Origin of the sequence: Thalassospira lucentensis, assembly GCF_050516545.1 — a bacterium.
Taxonomy (GTDB): domain Bacteria; phylum Pseudomonadota; class Alphaproteobacteria; order Rhodospirillales; family Thalassospiraceae; genus Thalassospira; species Thalassospira lucentensis_C.
Map to the genome: position 1 here is coordinate 3,078,948 of NZ_CP191544.1, position 21,130 is coordinate 3,100,077.

The window sequence follows — 21,130 nt, forward strand, 5'->3', positions numbered from 1 at the left end:
GCAATTACCATCGGCAAAATTTATGATATTTCCTGCATCACTTTTGTCCGCACGGGTTCCAACTAAAAATTGCAAATAACCATTAAACTTTAACTTATTTTTTTACACCTGCACTTGAAAACAAGGTAGGAACAACGTCATATTCGGTACTGAAGGCTGACGGGGAAATCAATTAGATCAACGCAATAGAAAAATGAACGAGCACATTAATCGCGTTTGAGAAATTTTGATTTTAGGTACAGCGTTTGAAGGGGCCAGACGTTGCAAAAGAAAGAAGTAAATCAGCTGGCGACGCGGGCGGATACGAAACACTATCCTCTCACGTCACCTCAAGCTGCCATTTGGCTCGATCTGGCCAAAGGCCGTGATCCTGCACAATATAATGTCTGCAATATTCTCGAGTTTGACGGCGATCTCGACATTGCCTTGTTGCACCAAGCCATCGCCCAAAGTGATCGCGAAAATGATGCTCTGCGGCTGCGCTTTTCAAATCACGAAGGCCAGACCACGCAATGCTTTGCCGATGAATGCCTGCCAACCGATTTTGATGTCATTGATCTGCGATCCTCTGATGATCCAAATGCCGCAGCCTTGGTCGAAGTCAGGGCCTTGCAAAGCAGAGAGCTTTCTTTTGAAACAGGCGAAAACTGTCGCCATCGGCTGTTGCAGTTAAGCAAAAAGCTTTTCTGGTGGGTCCGGGTTTATCATCACATTGTGATTGACGGTTATGCCGGTCATTTGATCGCCGAACGGGTTGCGTCGATCTATAACGCACTTCAAACAAAGACAGCCATTCCCAACTGCCCGTTTCAGTCCTACCGCACTTTCGTTGAAGCTGACGCCACCTATGCGGACAGCCCCGCATATCAACGTGATCTGACCTATTGGCGCAAACGCCTGACACCCGACAGGCAACCAACGCAATTTTCGGCCGGTCCGACCCCGAAGACGCAAAAAAATGCGCAATTTACGCGCATGTTGGACGGCGAAACACTGCAGGCACTGCAGAACGTGTCGCGCGCATTTGGCATGTCATCCGCGGCAATGACGATGAGCATTTTTGCCATCTTGCTTGGACGGATTACACGTCAAAATCATCCTGTCTGGAACATGCCAATCCTTAATCGGCTTGGAAAGGCAGAACGAAACACGCCGGGAACCTTCACCTGTGTTGTGCCCTATGATGTCAATTTGGATAAACACAAAAGTGTATCGGAATTAGGCAAAGCCATCCTTGCCAAAACCCGCGGTGATCTTCGCCATGCCCGGATAACCCCGGTACGCTTGCGTATGGCAAATCTTGGCGTAAAAAGCCTTTCAGCATCTGGTGCCCTGTTCAACAGTCTTGATGCGGCGAAACCGATTACGTTTGCCGGTCTCTCAAGCCGGTTCATTAACATTCAGGTCGGCCCGGCAAGCGACATCAACCTCGCATTCTTCAGCGAAACCAACGCACTAAACAACCTAAGAGCTGAATTGATCTGGCAATTCGATGCCAATCGCATTGATGAGCAGGCCGTCACACAGATTGCCGATCAGTTTGAACTGATCCTTGCATCGGTATTGGCAAATCCCGATCAAGATATCGACACCATTGGCAGTGCTGTTAATATTGATCAGGAAAGCCTTGATCTAACGGGCCAGACACTCGGCACGCCATCCATCCCGTCCCGCCCTACAGTCACGACAGAACTCGTTTCGCAGGATGAAAAGCAGCTTGCTGCTGATATCACCCGAATCTGGACCGGATTGATCAGGAATGACGATATTGGGCCAGACGATAATGTTATCGAAGCGGGGGCGCATTCACTGTTGCTGCCGCGTGCTCAATATGCGCTGTCGCAACGAATTGGGCGTGATATTTCGCTGCATGAAATTGTTGAAAACCCGACCATAAACGCCCTGACAAGGCATATCTGCGATACCTGTTCCGATATCAAGACCGTATTGGCCAATGCCGATCAAGATATAGACGCGGCAAACGGCCTAGCGCGCACAAACACTGTTGATATCGCGCGCCACAGTATTGCTGAAATTACCTCGCATGATCGCCAACAGCTTGTCGCAGACATTACCGGCATCTGGGCCGGATTGCTTGAATATGATGATATCGGAGCGGACGACAATCTGATCGAAGCAGGGGCGCATTCGATGCTTCTGCCCCGCGTGCAGTATGAGATTTCGCAACTTTTCGGGATTGAATTGTCCCTGCTTGAGATTGTCGAATGCGCAACAATTAACGCCATCGCAGATCGTATCTGTGACACCTACCCCAGTTTCAAAACCGTCCGTGACAGTGTCATTTCTACCGCCCCCGTGTCAGAAGACGCACATGCTTCCGATCCATTTTTGCCCAAAAAACTGCCCATCATCTGGCCAAATGGGCTTCACATATTGCCGTTCAGCGCCACGACCCGCAATGAACTCGACAAAATCACCGAACAGGCTTGTGCACAACTCAGTGACGATGGGGCGACTGACCGGCTCACCATTTTGGCGACGCAACTGGCAGCCGCCGCGGCCTATCCAGAACGTGTAGCGATCGTTGCGAACGATACGGCATCAGCCATCGACGCGCTTACGTCCAATCGCTCGACAAGGCGCATTGACGCGAGCCTTTCGGGTGACCCTGTCAAAACCTTTTTGCTGTTTCCCGGCCAAGGATCGCAACGTCCGGCGATGGCACGTGCGCTGTTTGACGTCGACCCGAATTCCGCAAAACTGATTAATCTCGCCTGCAAGAAAGTTGCCGGTTTTTCCGGCCCGGTTGACCTGCGTGATTTACTTTTATCGCCAGATCAAACACCGGCTGAAACAGCAAAGCTTGCTGGCACCGACTATGCCCAACCTGCTTTGTTTATCTTTGAATATGCGCTTGCAAGCTGGCTGATGCGGTTTGGCGTCACACCATCAGGTCTGGCTGGACATAGTATCGGTGAATATGTTGCAGCCTGCATTGCAGGCGTCATGTCCTTTGAAGATGCGCTGCGCCTTGTTGTGATGCGCGGCAAGCTGATGAGTCAAACGGCATCCGGTGCGATGTATGCCCTTTCCATGCCCGAAGAGGAGGTCACAGGTCTTCTGGCACAATTTGGCCCGGGACTTTCTTTGGCCGCGAAAAACGGACCGCGCCAGCATGTGGTTTCCGGTGATATTGCATCGATTGATCGCCTTGAAAACCATCTGAAGGCTGTCGGAAAAACTGGCAAACGCCTGATTGTTTCGCGTGCTTTCCATTCTGATCTGATGGACCCGATCCTTGCGGCATTTCGTGACGAAGTTGCATCTATCACCCTGCATCCACCGCAAATCCCGATCCAGTCGAACCTGACGGGGGCATGGCTGACGGATGAAGATGCGACAAATCCCGACTATTGGGTGCGTCATTTGCGTCATGGCGTCCGGTTTGCAGATAACATTGACGGCCTCTTGTCATCCTCGCCCGACGCCTTGTTTATCGAATGCGGTCCGGGCAATACGGCGACCCGTCTGGCGGCTGTAAACGGCGTCAAGGTAGAACACTGCATTGCCCTGCAGCCTGCCTCAAACCCCGAAAGCATGGAGCAGAAAATATTTGTGGGGCAGGATGCGTTGGCCCGTGGTCTTACTGCGATCTGGGCAAAGGGGGCTGCGTTTGCGGCATCTCCCGAAAATGCGATCCCCACGTCAAAAGCTCCCCCACTTCGGCATGTCAGCACGCAAAAGCGGCAAGTTGCCCCCTCAGGTACCACGGATGGTGCAAAGCCCCGTCCCATCATTGCGACTTTCCCGGCTCATCCCGCAGTCGAAGGGCAATGGTTGGCCCGTCGCGATAAGCCCGCAGACAACAGCCATCAGATTATTGTCAGCTTCCGCTTGCCGCAAAATACCAGTTTTGAGGATGCAAAACGCGCCCTTGAGCAGGTCATAGACCGCAATGACGCCCTGCGTTCCACATTTGACGAACACCAAGGCCAGCTCCTGCAGCGCGTCCACGCCACGATGCCGGTCCCGATCGGCCGACTAAATCGCGTTGAAGACATCAGAATTGGTCTGTTCGATCTGCGCACCGGTCCGATAGCCCGATTTGGCTATGTTGAACAAAACAATTCACATCCGCCGCTTCTCGCACTTGCCATTGACCACATGTGCTTTGACGGCCAATCCGCCCCGATCCTGGAACGCGCATTTCTCGAGGCGTTAAAGGGTATTGAGAAACCCCGTCCTGAAACGGCACAATCCATTGCCGAACGCGGACATAAAGATTTGGCTGGTAGCCGCGGGCAATCTGGAAAGAATTTCTGGAAAGAACGCAGTGAATTGCTGCTGGCATCCCCATTGCCCGGCGGATCGGATGCGACACATCCCGGTCATTCCACCCGCCTGTTTAAAAAGCTGAGTGACGCACAGATAGACGCCTTTAAGACGCTTTCGGCCTGCACCAAAAGCGCCACGCCAACGGCGATCTGGAACGCGCTTATCATGGCCGTGATTGCACGGCACAAGGAACATAACATCGCGGTTCTAGGACAGCCGTTTTCCGGGCGGCATGTTCGAGACAACCATCAGATCATTGGTTGCTTTGCCAACGTTTTGCCAATTGCGGTCAAGCGCGACATGCAGGCAGGCTTTGATGTCTTGGCCGGTAACGTTGGCCGCGAAATACTGTCGATACTTGATGTGCAGGATTATCCGTTATCGCGCTTAATCAAAGACTTGTCACAGAAGGCACAGGCGCCGGTCGACCTGCCGTTTGATGCGGTCAGCACCATCGAAATCAACGAAGATATTTACGACATAAGCGATATTGATTTTGGCGCGGGGAAGTTCCCGTTGATGGTAACACTTCTTAAATGTGGTGCCGGATCATTTATCGTCATTGAACATCAAACGTCGCTATATGGGCCTCAATGGGCGGAACGATTTGCCGAACGACTGGTCTCGTTCCTGGGCAAATTGGCCAAAGAACCGGGAAAACCACTAGGCGAAATTGATATTCTGCCCGATGAAGAACGGCAGATCTTGATCGAAGACCTCAACGCGACATATGCCCAATATCCGCGTGATACGGGACTTGGCGAATTGCTGGCACGGCGCATTCAAGACCCGACATGTGCCAACCGCATCGCGATTGACGATGGCAAAACCAAAATCAGTTACCCCGAACTCGGAAGTCTTCTTTCCAGATTGGCGCGCAAGCTTGATGAAATCGGTGTCCAACCCGGTCAAACTGTTGCCCTTGCAACAGAACGCAATATGGATGCGGTTATCGCCCTGCTAGCGCTGGTCTGGCATGGCAATGTCTATCTTCCCATCGACAAATCCCTGCCGGCAAAGGCGATTGCCGATCTGATGGAAGAATGCGGCGCCAAAACGCTTCTGTGCAGCCCGCATGAACAAGACCGATTGGCGGAACTTTCGACATGTTTCACCATTGCCCCGCTACCGACCGCAGACATGGATGCGGACACAGACGCAACAACAGCCAAATTCAACCTCCCTGCGAAACGGTCGGGGGATGACCTTGCCTATGTCATGTTTACATCCGGATCGACGGGCAAACCAAAAGGCGTCCTGGTGCCCAACCGGGCCGTTGCCCGCCTTGTTGTGAACAACCCCGCTTTGCCATTTGATGAAAACGACGTCGTAGCACAAGCCGCATCCCTTGGCTTTGATGCGGCAACGCTTGAAATCTGGGCACCGCTTCTGAATGGCGGGCGCTTGTATGTGATCGACAACGATGCGCTATTTAACCTGTCATCACTGGGGACAACACTTGCCAATGCCGGTGTCACCACAATGTGGATGACAGCCAGTCTGTTTAATCTCATTGCCGATGAGGCACCCACGGCATTTAAATCCCTCAAACGGTTGATGAGCGGCGGCGAAGCGCTTAGCCCCACCCATCTGCGCAAGGTCAGGGCGGACTGCCCGGACGTGATGCTGATCAACGGTTATGGCCCAACAGAAAACACGACATTTACCTGTACACATTTGATCACTGAAAATAACATTGAAAGCGGTCACATTCCGATCGGCAAACCAATTGGCAACACTCGCATCTATGTTGTTGACGGGGACGGAAAACTGGCCCCGGTTGATGTTTGGGGTGAGCTTTATACCGCCGGGGACGGCCTTGCACTTGGCTATACCGGTGCGCCCCAACGCACCGACGCATCCTTCGTAAAGATCGACGGCATCAACGAAGATCGTCTTTACAAAACCGGCGACCGGGTGCGCTGGCGGCAAGATGGCACAATTGAGTTTGGCGGACGTCGCGACGGGCAGGTCAAAATCCGTGGCCACCGCATTGAACTAACCGCGATTGAACAAAAGCTTTCTGACTTTGCGGGCATTCGCAATGTCTGCGTGCTGCCGGTGGGTGCCGGCGCAGATGCGTTTCTGGGGGCCGCCATTGTCGCAGATCATGATGAAAGCACGGCTTGGGCGTCAGCCCTTTCGCGTGACTTCCCGGATTACATGGTGCCCGAACGCTTTGTCGTTCTGTCGCACCTGCCGGTGAATGCCAATGGCAAGGTTGATCGCAAAAAGCTGCAAGCCGTGATTGGTGATGCCGAGCAAATCCGTTTACCGGCAACAACCGATAGTAACAAGACGGAACAATGGGTCATTGCCCAGTTCGAAACATTATTCCCCGGCAAGGTCATCTCAGCGTCTTCTGATTTCTTTGCTCTTGGCGGGCACAGCCTGCTTGCCATGCGACTTGCGGGCCTGATCGAAGCGCAATCAGGCTATCGGCCCAACCTTCCAGAAATCTTTAGCGCTCGTACGGTCGCGAATATCGCCGTGTTGGTTGGCGATGCGCCAAATGCATCCGCCCGAGATATTTTGCCACACCTGCAGCATACATCCGCTGACCGATTTAGCCTTTCAAGCGGACAGGCGCGCTTGTGGGTCTTGCAACGCATGCAGCCCGACCTTGCGGTCTATTCAGTCCCGGCAACGCTGGAAGTATCCGGCCTGCTTGATGTCGATGCGCTCCAACGCGCATTGCATAAACTTGAAGATCGACAGCATGCGCTCCGCCTGCGGTTCAAGTCTGATCCGGATCATCATGACGGGGTTCATCAGTATATTGCACCTTCAGGCTCATGGTCCCTGGGTCATCATCATATGGACGCGGCAACGGCAAACCGATTTATCACCTCGGAAATCAGACGCCCGTTTGACCTTAATGATGCGCCGATGGCGCGTGCCGATCTTGTCACCTTGGGTCCCAAGCGTCACTGGCTGATCATTTCACTGCACCACGCAATTTGCGATGGCTGGTCGATGCCGATCTTGCTGCGCGAACTGGCTGCGTTCTATAGCGCAGAAATCAATCACACAGCACCACAACTGCCAAAACTGGAACGCCATTATGAAGATTTCGTCACCTGGCAGCGTGGCTATCTTAAGGGTGACGAGGGAAAAGCTGCACTTGCGCGCTGGAAAGAACGGCTTGTCCCGATTGCCGAACCGCTTAATTTGCCGACAGACTATCCGCGCCCGGCCGAACGCCGCTTTGCCGGTGACTTCCTTGAATTCGAACTTGGTGATGCGACAACGCGCCTGATTGATGACACCGCACAGCAGCAAGGTGTCACAGCCTTTAATATTCTGACTGCCTTGTTGCAGGTCCTTTTGTATCGCCATTGCGGACAAACCGACATTCCACTGGGGATGCTGGTTGCCGGACGCGAACATTCAGCACTTGATGATGTCATTGGATTTTTCGTCAACACAGTGCTGGTTCGCCAGAAAGTCGATCCGGATGCCTGCTTTGATATGCATCTTGCCGCAACACAAAAAACTGTCATGGATGCGCTTGCCGATCAGGCAGTGCCATTCGAAGACGTTGTAAATGCGATAAATGCGCCACGTGACCTTTCACGCAACCCGCTATTCGATGTGATGGTTGCCTGGCAGGACAATCTGCCCGAAAATGCGCAGTTGGGGGACGCCAGTGTTTCACTGCGCAGAACAGAGTTTCCATTCGCCAAATTTGATCTTGGTTTTTACTTCTGGCGCAGTGATGACAAGCTATGCGGCACGATTGAGTTCGACACCGGTCTTTTTGACCGCCAAACAATTTCCGCCTTCGCAGAACGACTGGAAGCACTGAGCCAAGCAGCTCTTTGCGACATGGCTGACCAGCCGGTTTCCAAGCTTTCTATTATGTCTGAGCGTGAATATGCGCAGATTGAACAATTTAATGCGACTAACTGTTCTTTGCCGATTGAAAGGCCAATTTCTGAGCCCTTCCTTGATCAGGTAGCATCCACCCCCGATGATATTGCGGTTGTGGATGACAATGAAGAACTGACCTATGCGCAGTTTGCCCGCCGTGCTTCTGGCATTGCCACGATGCTGCATGCGCGTGCCATCCGTCCCGGTGATGTCGTTGCCGTTGCCATTCGTCGATCCGTCAATATGCTTGCGGCCATTCACGGTATTCTTCTTGCCGGTGCCGCTTACAGCCCGCTTGACCCCGATCATCCAAAGCAACGCCGCAAGGATATGCTCGAAGATCTTGGTGACGGTTTTGTCATCACCACGCCAGATTTGGCAAACCTGTTTGATCCCGCAAAAACCATCCTGCTTGATGGTCATGAAGTTGGGGATATTCCGGCCCTTTCACACGGGCCGGATGATCTGGCCTATGTTCTGTTTACATCCGGATCAACCGGCCGACCAAAAGGGGTGGAGATTGCCCATCGCGGGGTCCTGAACCGCATTCTTTGGATGCAAGATGCCTTCCCGCTTGGCCCCGACGATGTCATCTTGCAAAAAACACCGATCACTTTTGATGTGTCGGTCTGGGAATTATTCTGGTGGTCATGGACCGGTGCAAAGGTTGTCTTGCCTGCGCCCGGTGCCGAACGTGACCCACGACAAATCGCAGATGCAATCTTCGACAATCGCGTCACGACAATGCATTTTGTGCCCTCGATGCTGGCGACATTCCTGTTCTCCATCGAAAGCGGCATGGTTGATATCGGCAAACTGGCGACCTTAAAACGCGTCTTTGCCAGTGGCGAAGCTCTTGATGCTGCTGTTGTTCAGCGATTCAACACACTACTGTTCAATGAATTTGGCACGGAACTTCACAATCTTTATGGTCCGACAGAAGCAACCGTTGATGTCACCTGGCAAGCATGTTCGCCGCATATAACGGGAAATGTTGTCCCGATTGGAAAGCCGATTGCCAACACAACGGTGCAAGTTCTTGCCCCTGATTTTTCACCTGTCCCCATCGGGGTTAGCGGTGAAATCACATTGGGTGGACCGCAAATCGCACTGGGCTATCGTAACCGCATCGAACTAAGTGCCGAAAAATTCCCGCCTGATCCGGCATCGCCGAAACAGCGTCTATACCGCACCGGCGACCTTGGTCGTTGGCGCCATGATGGCACGATTGAATATCTTGGCCGCATCGATCATCAGGTTAAAATTCGTGGCTACCGGATCGAATGCGGTGAAATCGAAGTGGCCCTTGAAAGCCACCCGGCAATCGAACGTGCGCCGGTCAAGCCTGTCAAGATTGGGGGCCTTGATGAATTGCATGCCTTTGTTCTTGGTGCAGACGATCTGACAAGCACTGCGCTGCGCGAACATCTGCGAACACGCCTGCCGGAATACATGATCCCCGCACGGTTCTTCAAGATTGACCATTTACCATTGACCAGCAGTGGCAAGGTCGACCGCAAGGCTCTTGCCGGTGTCCAAATCCCGACCAGTAAAAGTAAAACCGCACCATCGATCAAAACCGCGGCAAAACCTGTGGCACGATCGACGGAAGCAAAAAGTGATCTTGAAGCACAGATTACGGTGCTTTGGTCGGAAGTTCTTCCCGATGTTCATCCGGCACTTGATGACGGGTTCTTTGACGTTGGCGGAAACTCGTTGTTGCTGCTGCGATTGTTTGAAAAAATTGATGCCCGCTGGCCCGGGAAAATCGGTATTGCCGACTTGTTTGCCAATCCGTCGATTTCCCGACAGGCGGTGCTTCTTGGCGCGGAAGACGATATCCCAGCCGATACACGCATTCAGAGTTCCGAAAGTGCCATTCTTGCCGATGATGAACCGATTGCTGTCATCGGCATGGCGCTGCAAGTTGCAGGTGCGAACACAGTCGAAACATTCTGGAAAGATGTCGCATCGGGTCGTGATCTTGTCCGTCCGGTGCCAACCGATCGCGAAGCCGATGCCCGCGAAATCTTGACCGCACTTGGCAAACCCGTTCCATCACGTTTCCGCGAAGTCGCCTATCTCGACACGCTTTATGAATTTGATGCGGCACGTTTCCGCCTTGCCCCGATTGATGCCGGGCTGCTTGATCCGGAACAACGGCTGTTCATGGAAACCGCCTTGATGGCGATGGAGGATGCCGGATATGGCGGCAATGCCCTGAATGGTCAGAAGGTCGGCGTATTTGCCGGTGGTGGCAGCAACCCGGTTTGGCGCATGGCGATGGAACATATTCCGCCCGCCAAGGCCGAGCAGGCCTTTGCGTTAAATGTGCCATCCAACATCGTGACCCGCCTGTCCTTCCTCAAAGACTGGCACGGTCCGGCCACTGTTATTGATACCGCGTGTTCGTCGTCGCTGGTTGCCGTCCACCATGCATGTCAAAACCTGCGTAATGGCAGCTGCAAGGTCGCCATCGCCGGCGGGGCAAAGATTTTGCCGTGCCCGCCCAGTGCCGATAGCACCTTTACCATCGATTCCTCGACCGCGCGGACCCGGGCCTTCGATAAAGATGCCGATGGCACCGGCATGGGCGAAGGCAGTGTGATTTTCGTCCTCAAACCCCTTAGCAATGCGATGCAAGACGGCGATCACATCCATGCTGTCATTCGCGGCAGTGCTGTCAATCAGGACGGCACATCAAGCGGTGCTGCTGCCCCCAATCCGGTGATGCAGGCGGAAGTCATTCGGGATGCCGCACGCTCGGCCGATATCGACCTTACGAGCGTTTCTTATTTCGAGGCGCATGGCACCGGAACATCACTTGGCGACCCGATTGAGATTGATGGATTGACCCGTGCTTTCGCAGGCATCACCGATCAAAAGACGACCGCCTTTATCGGGTCAGGCAAAGGCAATTATGGCCATCTTGACGGAACCGCCGGGGCACTTGGCCTTGCCCGTGCAATCATGGCTCTTCGTCATGATCAGGCCCCACCACAACCCCATTTTGTAATGCCCAACCCCAAAATCAATTTCAATCGCGCGCCGGTAAAGGTCGCGCAGAAACTTGAAAAACTCCCTGATCTTGGCACCGCACGGCGCGCTGGTATCAGTTCGTTTGGTCTGAGCGGGATCAACGCCCATATTCTGATCGAAACGGCACCTCAGCCCGCTCATCACTCAGAGAATACAGATGGCATAGACCCGACCTTTATTGTCGCATTTTCGGCCGGAAATGCTGATGCATTACGCCAATATGCGGCAAACCTGCTGCGCCGTATTCAGGCAGATACGTCATTGGACCTGCGCGATATTGCCTTTACCTTGGCATCCGGACGTGACCATCTGAAACACCGTTTTGCGTTTGCAGCCCAAAACCGATCAGAGCTTCTTGACCAGTTGCTTAACATTGCAACCGGCATTGAAACCGGAACAGACGCAAACCACCCGATTACAGAAAAATCCTGTCAGCTTGTCCTTGAAAACCCGGCTGACGCACCCTTGCATGTGGCGCATTATCTTAACGGTGCGCAGCTTGTCTGGCCCCTGACGCAGAAGGCCCGACGTGTTGCTTTACCGGCATCGCCATTCGTCCGCAAAACCTGCAAACCTGTCTTTGAGGCCCGTCCACAGACCCAAGCACAGGCACAAGCACCCGACATGCTGCGCGGACCAGTCGAAACCCCAACGGCACGCGTATTTAGCATCCTGATTACGGGTCCCGATTTCTGGCCGCTTAACGAACATAAACTCAATAGCCGCCCGACTGTTGTCGGTATGGCAATACCGGCTTTGATCGCAAAAGCCGCCGCCCGGCTGGCCCCGACGGATCAAGTCATACAATTAAAGAATCTGGTCTGGCATAGCCCGCTCATAGAAGACGCCTTGGCGGATGGTAATATCAGCCTGTCGTTTGCCGAAGATGGACATGTTGAAGTAGGTGCGCGTCTTAAGAATGGGAAATGGCGGGTTTTTGCTACTGCATTCTGGCAAAGCGGTGTTGTTTCTCCAGATCCCGGAATAATCACGCTTGATGACATGCGCCATCGCGCAACTGTAACTGCACCCAATTCACCCTTTAGTGCGCAGTTCGGCACTGTCTCGGTCAGTGATCGCTGGGATTGTCAGCAATCCGTCCATTATGATCCTGAAGAAACTCTGCTTCTTAAGCACCTGCGCCTGAAAGATGACTATCAGCGCGATATGACGGAATGGCCATTCCATCCGGCAATCGCCGATATCGCCGTTAGCATGCCACTTGCAAAAATGGGGGTGGGGTATGTCCCGGTCGGGATTGATCAGATCACGGTGCATGGTGGTTCATGCGGTGACATATATGCAGGTTGCGAGATCCGCGAAAACGGTTTGGGAACGGTTGCATTATATGATGCGAAAACCGACAGACCGGTTTTATCGGCAACGGGGCTTAAATTTGCCAAATCTGGTGAAACCTTACAACAATCACAGCCGGAGCTTCTTGCCACCGTCTGGCAAAAGGCCCCCCTTGCCGGGGCAGCCACACCTGAAGATTGTCTGTTTATCTGTGATTCCGATACCTGGCCCATTCCAGACAATTGGGAAACCATCCGTCTTGATGCCTTTTCAAAAGATCACCTAACCAACAGAAAACATGTTGTATTGGCGTTGTCAGAAGATGATGACGTCGCACACAGCACCGCGAGCCTCCTTCAGAAAACCCTAGTCGGGATGAATGGTCCCTTGCGGTTTGTCATTGTTGGACATGGTGCCTTCACGCTTGAAAATGATCTCGTCACGCCAAATCCAGATCACGCATCAGTCGCTGGTATCGTTCTGGCCTTATCCAAGGAAGAACCGCTGCTTGATATCCGTTATCTTGATATTATACCGGCCGAGTTTCCTGATTACCTTGGTCCTGAATTAACCGCAACCGCAGCCAATGATCCGATCGCAGTATACCGGGATGGTGTGCGCTATAAGCGTGATCTACTGCCTGCTGCCAAAGTCCAATCCAGTAGCTCCGTGAACTGGCCTGATCATGGCGTTTGCGTTGTAACCGGGGGCACCGGTGGCTTTGCGCTTGCCCTTGCCGAAGAATTCTCGGCCAATGGGGCTGTTCAGCTTGCCCTGATCGGGCGAAGATCAGAAGATGCGCTTGAGCAGGAAACCAAAGATCAGCTCAACGGTTTGCGCAATAAGGGCGTCAAACTGACGGTCCTGTCCTGTGATATTTCCGACCTTGGTTCTCTTGACGCGACACTCGCCGACATTCGAAGCCAGATGGGGCCGATCACCGCAGTTGTGCATGCTGCGGGCATTGCAGATGGTGGGTTCCTTGCACGCCGCGACTTGGCAAACTTTGACGACGTCCTACGCCCGAAGATTACTGGCGGACGGAATCTTGACGCCTTAACCCGGACTGACCCACTTCAAGCATTTGTCATGTTCGGAAGCCTGACAGCCATTGCTGGTGCACCGGGGCAAACGGCATATTGTGCCGCCAATGCGTTCCTTGACGGGCTTGCCTACCTTCGTGTTTTCAATGGTCGCCCTGCCCTGAGTATTGACTGGTGTGCGCTGAGTGAACAAGGCATGGCCGCACGCAACGATGTCCGTCTTCAAGATGGCGCGTGGATTTCGCCCAAAGCTGCGCGTGCTTTGTGGCGCGACGCAATCCGTCATTCGGCACGGCAGCTGGTTGTTCTTGCCCGTGACCGGCTGAATGCAACGCAGGCAATTACGCCATCTGCCCCCCACAATGTGCATGAAAGAACTGCTGCACATGACCTTCCCGCGACGAGCGAACCGGCTGCGGATATTCATCAGATGATTGCCGGAATTTGGGCAGAAACACTTGGGTACGATACGATCCGTCAGGACGACGATTTCTTTGGTCTGGGCGGGGATTCAATCACTGGCGTCCAAATCGTTGATCGCATGAATGCCGAACTTGGTCTTTCTTTGACCATATCGGACTTGTTTTCTGCGCCGACGGTCACATCGCTGGCACAAATCGCAAACATCCCGTCCGCGACAGAACTAAGTTCAACAACGGCTGCAACAAACACCGCCCATGAACAGGATGTAAAGGTGTCCGCAAATATCACTGCGATGACACCTTCCGCCTTAGACGCAATTTGCACCATATGGGCAGAAACACTTGGATATGATGACGTCGGTCCAAAAGATGATTTCTATGCACTGGGCGGTGATTCGATTACCGGCATGCAAATCGTTGATCGGCTGATCCATGACCTTGGCTATCGCGTCAGCCTGACTGACCTGTTTGAAAACGCGACCATCGAACAACTTCACGCGAAGATCGTGTCTTTCGAAGACACACCAAAGATGGAATTGTCAGAAGCCCCGGCTGAATTCACTCCGGCACCTGTTCCCAGTGTTTCCGGTGTTTCTGATGATCCGCTTCGCGCCCCGCGGCAAGATTTCTATCCGCTTGCGCTTGAACAGGTTTCAGTCCTGAATGCTGCCCAAAAAGGCAATATGGGCACAGCCTTTAACCTGCCCTTTGTGTATCGTTTAGGTGACAGCATTGATGCTGGCGGATTGGCAACAGCCATCCGCACGTTGACCGAGCGTCACGAAATACTGCGCACCCGCATCATCAGCATTGATGCCAATGAAAGCTGGCAGATGGAAATTCTGCCCGCAGATCAGGCAATGCCTGATCTTGCGGTGCAAACCATTTCAGGCACGCTTGAAGATGCCTGCAGCGCATTGATCCAACCGTTCGATCTTGAAAACGAACTTCCTGTTCGCTGGAACCTCCTGCGTGATGATTTTGGAGAAACATGTTTGTTCTTTGATATTCATCACGTCATGGCTGATGGCTTTACAACCGAGGTCATTCTTGGCGACCTGTTTGGCATTTATTCCGGCGTGACGCTGCCCCCTCTAAAATACCAATTGCGAGACTACGCATGGTGGAGCCATACAGACGAAAGTCAAACGCGGTTAAGTGCTGCCAAGAAATATTGGCAGGAAGTCTATTCTGACCGCATACCAAAACTTGATCTGCCGTCAGATCGCCCACGTCCGCCCTATCATACGTTTGATGGCGCAATTACCAGCTTCGAAGTGGGTGTTGATTTGTTGCGCGATGCACGCAAATTCGCATCAAGTCAGCGCGTCACCATGTTCACACTCGTCATGGCAACATGGTTTACCATTCTTGGACGCATCGCCAAGACCGATGATCTGGTCATTAGTGTCCCGGTGGATTCACGTGATGCAACAGGATTCCGAAATATCCCCGGAATGATGGTCTCCTTACTACCTTTGCGCATGAAGCTGAATGCAGATGAGACAATCGCGGACCTGCTAACCCGCATGCAAGAAGCCCATGTTGGGGCCATGCGTCACCGTGCCTATTTCCTTGATCAACTTTTGACCGATCTGGCCCCTCCTGCCGCACCAGACCGGACTTTGCTGTCAGAAGTCTCGGTGTCTTACATGAATTATGAAGCAAGTAAGATGGCACCGGAAACCACGGGTTCATCACCACAAGATATTCAGGTTCAGCGCCATCATTGCAAGAATGACATTTCAATCTTTGTCCGCGACCTTCCTGACAAAATGACGATTGCATTCGACTACTATGCAGAGATGTTCGACAGCACCTCGATCAAGGCGTTGGGTGAAGTTTTTGTCGGCACCTTGCAACGATTGATCCAATCGGACCAAGATACCCTTGATCACATTTCCTTACCGGCCCACCGGGCGATTGATGCACTTCAGTTCTGGGATAACAGCGCAGCGAATATAGCGCCGGTGGCTCCACCCCCCGGCGTTATGGAATTGACGAAATCAGACGATGCTTTGCAAATCCAAACCATCGTTGCCCAAGTCTTCAGCGAGGTGTTCAAAACCGAGATTACCGATCCGGCCACCAGCTTTGTTGCTCTTGGTGGACACAGTCTTATGGCGATCCGTATCGTCAACAGACTGACCGATCGAACAGGCAAACGTATCAGCATGGCTGATTTCTTTGCCAACCCCACTGTTGCGGAATTGGCCAACCTGATTGCACGGGATATGGCGCCTGCCTCAACTACAGAACATGACACTATTCCAACCGCTCCTGCCATGGCGGTTTATCCTGCCAGTCATGCGCAGAAGCGGCTCTATCTTTTGTCAAAGATGGATCAGAATAGCGGTGCATATGGCATGTTGTTTGTTCTGCGGTGTGATGGTTCGTTGCAACAAGACAAACTTGCAACCGCACTACGCGACCTGATTGATCGCCACGAAACTTTGCGAACCGAGTTTATCGAACAAGATGGCATCATCAGCCAGCGCATCCATCCGACATCAACGCCGGACGTCAAATTCAGCGACATTTCAAAGCATCAAACCATTGCCCGTGAAGCACTTCGCCTAACCCGCCAAGAGGCAGCAACCCCCATCTTGCTCGAACAACCACCACTGATTCGCGCACATATCATCAAGGTTTCCAATGATGAGGAACTGCTGGTCATTACAACCCATCACATTGTCGGGGATGGCTGGTCATCGCGCATTCTTGTAAATGAACTCGGCGCATTCTATCAGGCTGCAATGACGAAACAGGCACCTGATCTGGTGCCTCTTCCAATCAGTTACAAAGATTTTGCCAACTGGCAATCCGAACAAGATTGGACAAAAGCAGAAAGCTACTGGCGCGACAAACTCGAAGGCGCACCAGATACCATTGCATTGCCAACGGATCACCAACACCCTGCCATACAATCATATCGCGGCGCACATGCGCACATGATGATCGAAGATGACGTGTTGCATGGCCTGCACATATTGGCACGAACACATAACACCACTCTTTCCGCTGTCGGCATGGCGCTGTTTTCTGCAATGCTGTATCGTCTTACTCGTCAGGAAGATATGGTCATTGGAATGGGCGTCGCCGGGCGGGAAAGAACCGAGACAGAAGGATTGATCGGGTTCTTTGTTAATGTTCTGCCGATCCGCGTTCAGATGAATTCGGAAACAGAACTGTCATCACTGATCGACAGTGTTCATTCAAATATCACAGCGGCACTTGATCGCCAGGATTATCCGTTTGATGAGCTGGTCCGCGCCATCGCGCCCAAGCGTCATGGAAACCGCCAACCGCTTATGAATGTTGTTTTTGAGTATCAGCGGTTTGGCGCACTAACTGATGAAGGCAGCAACAAGGGACTTCCCGTGACGAGGCCGGGTCATCAAGGTCTCCTGCCAGACAATATGGATGAGTTTGTCGATAATACTGCTGCCAAGCATGACATCATCCTGTTCCTGACAGAAGAAGCCAATCAGGCACGCTTCACGCTGGAATACGACACGGATCTGTTTAACGCGGAAACAATGCAGCGCTGGTTGGCATTTTTGTCCAAATTTGCCAAAGCCGCTGCTCAGAACGCAACGAGTACAACACCCAAAGGGACCGATTGATGAAGATTGCCGACTTTGACTTTGACAGTTTGGAAACGGCCCTGATTGAACCAGAATCTTCAAAGGGTGCAGACCTTGGCAGCATCGTTGACGCATTTGTCTCGGTTGCGTCGTCCTGTCCCAATAACATTGCCGTTGCAGATGAAACCGGCAGTTTTTCGTACAACAATCTGGATCGTCTGAGCACACATATTGCCAATTTTATTACCACCCTGAACCTGCCAGGTGAGGCTTTGATTGGCGTAATGACGGGACGCAATCGCCATTACATCGCTGCGATCCTTGGTGTGCTGAAATCCGGCCATGCGTTTGTTCCGCTTGATCCCACCATTCCTTTGGCGCGCCGTATTTCAATCGCACGCAATGCCGAAATTCCGTTTGTTCTGGCTGACAAAGCCAATGTCGGTGATTTGCATCAGATGCAATGGCGCTGTGCCTGCATTGATCATATCCTGTGTGTTGATCACGATGCGATTGACAGCATCACCGAAATGCCCGGCTCCCTGATGTCGATCGAATTATGGGATCACCTTGCCGGGGATGATGCCGACAATGTTCTTGCGGGCGGATGGAAAAGCGCGTTCACAGGACAGCCGATTGATCAGTCTGCGATGGATGCCTTTGGCGCCAATGCGCGAGACAAGGTGTCCAATCTGGTTTCAGACAATGCAAAGGTTCTTGAAATCGGTTGTGCTTCGGGCTTTACGATGAAGCATGTTGCCCCGGTTGTCGGGCGCTATGTCGCAACTGACCTGTCGCGGCGCAATGTCGAACGCACCGAAGAACTTGCGATCAAATCCGGTATGTCTCATGTGATGGGCCGCCAGTTGGCTGCGCATGATATTGACGTATTTGAAGAAGGTTCTTTTGATCTGATCATCCTGAACAGCGTCATCGAAAACTTCCCGGGATTCGGCTACCTTCGTCAGGTACTGGCAAAAGCGGCCAAGCTTCTTGCCCCCAATGGTGCCATTTATCTTGGCAATGTCTGGGATGCTGATCGTCGTGACGACTATCTCGGCGATCTTGCACAATTTGCCACTGACAATGCCGGTAAGGGATATGAAACCCGTCTTGATTTCCTTGAAGACTTGTTTGTTTCCGAAGCCTTCATCAAGGACTGGGCCGCCGAACATGGTGGATTTGCGACACAGAGATCGGTCATAAACGCACCGGGCTTTGATCCCGCCCCTTATACCTTTGATCTTGTCCTTACCCCGGATAGAACGGTCACTCCCAAGACCGGATCAAAACAGCGATATGATGCATCCAACCTAACGCGTTTTGATGATGCGCAATTTCCCCACGTTCCAAGCGTGTCTGCCCCTTCTGACCTTGCCTATGTCCTGTTTACCAGTGGGACAACCGGCACCCCAAAAGGGGTAATGATCGAGCATGGATCAGTGGTCAACCTTGCCCGTTCCGTCCGCGAGACGCAGCTTGATCTTATCGCAACGAACAGTCCTGACATTGGCCTGAACCTTACATGTGTTGCGCCATTTGCTTTTGATGGATCAATTGTTCAGATTTTCTCAGCCATTTTGAACGGTCATAGCCTGCATATTCCCGGTTTTGACACCCGTATTGATCCTGAATCTTTGCATAATTTCGTGGTCCGTCAGAAAATAGATCAGCTTGATGCGACACCAAGCATGTTCTTCCTGTTGCTGAGATACTGGCAACAATCGGGGCAAACCTGCCAAGCAAAGATGGTCGTTTTGGGCGGAGAGCCGGTATCGACCGACCTTGTCGAGCAATTCTTTACCCACCCCGAACATAGCAACTGCAAACTGATAAATGCTTATGGGCCGACAGAATGCTGCGTCTCAGCCGCGCAATATGTCACGACGGCCAACAATTTCCGTCAGATCCTGCCACCGCCGATCGGAAGTGCTATCAAAGGTGTACGGGTTGATATCTGTGATGCGAAAAACCGGCCCCTTCCCAACGGTGTCCCTGGTGAAATACTGATTGGGGGAGCAGGCGTTGCCCGCGGATATCTAAATGATCGCCATCAGAGTGAACTGAAATTCATTACCCGTCCGGATGGAAGCCGCTGGTATCGCAGTGGTGACATTGGCCGCAGACGTAACGACGGCGAAATCGTCTTTATCGGCCGTGAAGACAGCCAGATCAAAATACGCGGCAACCGGGTCGAGCTGGGCGAAATTGAATCCGCACTCACCAAGCACCCGCTGGTCAACCGTGCAACCGTCATTCTGCACAAAGCAGATCATCAAGGCACAGAAACCATTGTTGCTTACGTCACAACTGACGATGGCTTTGACGTTGCGAACTGCCGCACCCAACTTGAACAGACCCTGCCATCCTACATGGTTCCCGGCTACATCATTTGCCTTGATCAGATGCCGTTAACGTCAAACGGCAAAGTTGACCAATCAAAGCTCCCCGAGCCGGCAGGAAGCCAAACCGCTGTATCAACACGCCCTGTTGTTCCCCTTCAGTCCGACCTTGAACATCAAGTTGCAAAACTGATGGGAGCTGTTCTTGATTGTGCAATCAGCGATGCACATGCTGATTTCTTTGAACTTGGCGGCCATAGCGTGTTGGCAGTTCAGTTTCTGTCCAAGATCCAGCAAGCGGTCGATGTCAAAATCCCGCTCAGCGACCTGTTCAGTTGTTCATCTGTTGCCAAACTTGCCGCACGTATCGAAACACGCAGGCAAGAGGAAAAGGCCAAAAGCCCGGTTGTTTCGGTTAATCCGAACGGTAAAGATATCCCGATGATATGTTTCCACCCGGTGGGCGGCAACATTCTGTGTTACCAGAAACTTGCACAAACGTTGGGACCGGAACAGCCGATATACATGGTTGAGGCACGCGGTCTGGACGGCGGCCAGTCTTTAAATCCGACCGTTGAAGAAATGGTCGCTTACTATCTTCCTGCAATCCAGGAAGCTGTTCCCAAGGGACCGGTACGTGTGACCGGCTGGAGCTTTGGCGGGTTACTTGCATTTGAGGCCGGCCATCGACTGTCTCAGATGGGGATTGATGTTCGCAGCATTACGTTGCTTGATGCGATTGCAATTCCTGATTCCGTGCGAGAGATGCTGCGCAAGGACGAGGCTGAATATCTTGCTGACGTCTTTGGCGAACTCGGCATCGTTAAATCTGAAGAACTCCGCCCTCTGACCCCGGAAGAACGTATTGACTATCTTTTGGACCAAGGCAAAAAATCTGATCTTTTGCCCCAAGGGGCGGACCGCAATACAATGCGTCGATTGCTTGCAGTATTTCAGAACAATGCGCTCGCCGCTGTGCATTATGTTCCACCGAAAATCGATGATATCGACGTATTGCTGATCAGACCTGAAACAGTCGTTCGGGGTGCGCCCTATATGGCAAAAGATGACTTTAACGGCTGGCTTGGTTTTGTTGAAAACAACATCTCACTCGCCATGGTGCCGGGAACACATGGGACGATGATCACTGGCCCCGATGTCCGTCCCGTGGCGAATGCCATTCGGGAACAAATGATCCGCACGAACTAGATGGGATTGCTTTGAAAGTGCGT

At 52.5% G+C, this 21,130-nt stretch carries 2 protein-coding genes; both read left to right on the plus strand.

Features of this window, described 5'->3' with window-relative positions:
• The first annotated feature begins 261 nt into the window (after positions 1–261).
• A complete protein-coding gene (locus ACQ0MK_RS14105; protein ID WP_430473162.1) occupies positions 262–17,595 on the plus strand; it encodes an amino acid adenylation domain-containing protein in 17,334 nt (5,777 codons plus the stop codon).
• Positions 17,595–21,107, plus strand: coding sequence for an AMP-binding protein (locus ACQ0MK_RS14110; protein WP_430473163.1), 3,513 nt, complete (start codon positions 17,595–17,597; stop codon positions 21,105–21,107). The genes ACQ0MK_RS14105 and ACQ0MK_RS14110 overlap by 1 nt, the downstream gene beginning before the upstream one ends.
• Positions 21,108–21,130: the final 23 nt, after the last annotated feature.